The organism is Actinomycetes bacterium (genome assembly GCA_036510875.1).
Lineage (GTDB): Bacteria > Actinomycetota > Actinomycetes > Prado026 > Prado026 > DATCDE01.
Genome location: DATCDE010000243.1, coordinates 1 through 2,501 on the forward strand (window position 1 = coordinate 1; position 2,501 = coordinate 2,501).

Here is a 2,501-nt window from a genome sequence, read left to right on the forward strand (position 1 = left end):
TCGGCGGCTTCGACCTCCCAATAGGTGCTCGCGGTGTCGACGACGACGATGTCCAGGTCGGGATTGAGCAGGGTCCCCGTGTCCGGGGGCCGCTCGTTGCGGTCGATCTGCAGGTAGGACACCACCGAACCGTCCCGATCCGTGCGCCGCGTCTCCCGCAGGTACATGCCTACGCATATGCCTACGCACTGCGGAAGTCGGGGCTGGCGCGGGCGATCTCGTGCATCTGACGTAGAGACTGCTCAGCCTCTGACGTAGAGACAACTCCGGCTTCTGACGGCTCCGCCGGGACGGAGCAGGCGCGAGGCTTTCAGGGTGAAACAAGAGCGCATCCGGGTCGCTGTGGTTGATGACCATGGGGTGTTTGCCGAAGCCTTGGCAACCCGACTTTCCGCTGAGCCCGACCTCGAGGTCGTCGGGACGGCTGGGTCATCTGCGGAGGCTCTGGAGCTCTTCTCGCACCATGAGATTGACGTTGTGACCGTTGAACTGGTCGTCGCGGGTGAGAACGGGTTGACGCTCGGACGCCAGTTGTTGGACCAGTGGCCCGACCTCGGGATCTTGGTCGTCACAGGTGCGGCCGATGGCGACCGGGTCTGCGAGGCAGTGCAGATGGGAGTCCGGGGCTGGGTGGCCAAGCAGGGCGCGGTAGAGGCGCTGCTCATCGCGGTTCGGGGGGCGGCCCGCGGAGAGACCCACCTGCCGGCGGCTTTGTTAACCCGAGTCCTGGCCTCCCTGTCGGATCGGGGGAGGTGGATGCCCGAGGCCGAGGCTATTGCACTCCTGACGGCGCGAGAGCTCGACGTATTGCACTGTCTGATGGACGGAAGGGCTCGCAACGAGATTGCTGGACTACTGCACATCTCGCCGAACACCGTCCGCACCCACATCCAGAGCATCTTGCACAAGCTCAACGTCCACTCCGCCCTCACCGCAGTGGCGTTCGCTCGCCGGGCGGGAGTGGAGCGGGTCCGGGAGGACGAGGTGATTCCCCCGAATGACCTACCTCGCCTGGTCCGGACAAGGGGTTCACTCCTCGTCAGATCTTCCTAACTCCGACACGACTACGCAGAGAGCAGATCAGAATGGTGCAGATCGCAACCAGGCCACGAGCACGTCATCATCCGAAGCCTGTGACTCGTGTTCCCTCTGTCCGTATTCCCTTTGTCCGTACACAGATCTGCAACGAAGCCTGCCAGGCCGTTCAGCAGGTACTGGCCTCGGGCTGGGTCACCAGCGGCCAGCAGGTCATCGAGTTCGAGAGGGAGTTCGCCGAGCACGTCGGAGCACGACGCGCCGTCGCCGTCAGTTCCTGCACCGCGGCGCTGGAGCTCGCCCTTCGCGCCTTGCACCTGCCGGTCGGGTCCCGGGTCCTGATGTCCACTGTCACCTTCTGTGGCGCTGCTTCGGCCATCGTCCACGCGGGACTGCAGCCGGTGCTGGTCGACGTCGACCCCATCACGGCGATGCCGTCGACACAGACCGTGGCCGCCGCAGCCAGGGCCGTCAAGGGGGTCAAGGCCATGGTCGTGGTTCACCTCGGTGGGCTGCCAACCGACGTGGGCGAGATGGCTGAAGCTGCGGGAATCACTTTGGACCACGTGATCGAGGACGCCGCCCACGCGCTGGGCACGGTCGTGGGCGACCGGGCCGTCGGCACCATCTCGCGTGCGACGTGCTTCAGCTTCTACGCGACCAAGAACCTCGCCATCGGTGAGGGCGGCATGCTGACCACCGATGACCACGAGCTTGCGGACGAGGTGGACAGAGTTCGGCTTCACGGGATGTCCAGGGACGCCTGGAAGCGGTACCTGCCCGGTGGCAGCTGGCGCTACGACGTCAAGGAGGACGGGCTCAAGGCCAACATGACCGATGTCCAGGCGGCCATCGGTCGGGCCCAGCTCCGGCGGTTCGAGTCGACCCAGGCACGACGCGCAGACGTGGCCGCGCGATACGACTCGCTCATCGCGGAGATCCCCGGACTGACCAGGCCCCCTCGGCCCACGTCGGGCAGGCACGCCTGGCACCTTTATGCCGTCCGCGTACGTCCAGACTTCGGTGTCAGTCGCGACGCCCTGATCACCGCGCTGGACGAGCGAGGGATCGGCACCTCTGTGCATTTCATTCCGGTTCATCGACTCACCTGGTTCAGCCAGTTCTGTGAACTGGCGCCTGGCGGCTTCCCCGGCGCTGAGAGCGTGTTTGCCCAGACGCTGTCCCTACCCATGGACCAGGTCCTCACCGATGAGGACGTCGACACTGTGTGCGCCACGCTCGCGGAGATTGGAGGGTCGCGATGAGCAACGCGATCGCGTTGGACTGGAGCCCCTCGGACATCGGGTACATGCCGACAACCCAGCCAGGCCTGCGAACGCTGATCGTGGGGGCAGGCGAGGCGGGCCGCGCGTTGGCGCGGGATCTGAAACGCGTCGACTCCTTCGGGCTGGCGCCCATCGGTTTCCTGGACGACGACGAGTCCAAGCAGGTGGTTCGTCGACTCC

General features: G+C 65.7%; 3 protein-coding genes. All 3 read left to right on the forward strand.

Annotated elements, in window-relative coordinates; genetic code table 11:
- Positions 1-315 precede the first annotated feature (315 nt).
- A complete protein-coding gene (locus VIM19_14045; protein HEY5185987.1) occupies positions 316-1,053 on the forward strand; it encodes a response regulator transcription factor in 738 nt (245 codons plus the stop codon).
- 80 nt (positions 1,054-1,133) lie between these two features.
- The gene (locus VIM19_14050) at positions 1,134-2,300 is read left to right on the forward strand and encodes a DegT/DnrJ/EryC1/StrS aminotransferase family protein (protein HEY5185988.1); all 1,167 of its coding nucleotides are present in this window, start codon (positions 1,134-1,136) and stop codon (positions 2,298-2,300) included.
- A partial coding sequence (locus tag VIM19_14055; GenBank protein ID HEY5185989.1) for a hypothetical protein occupies positions 2,297-2,501 on the forward strand: 205 nt, incomplete at its 3' end. The genes VIM19_14050 and VIM19_14055, both read left to right, overlap by 4 nt.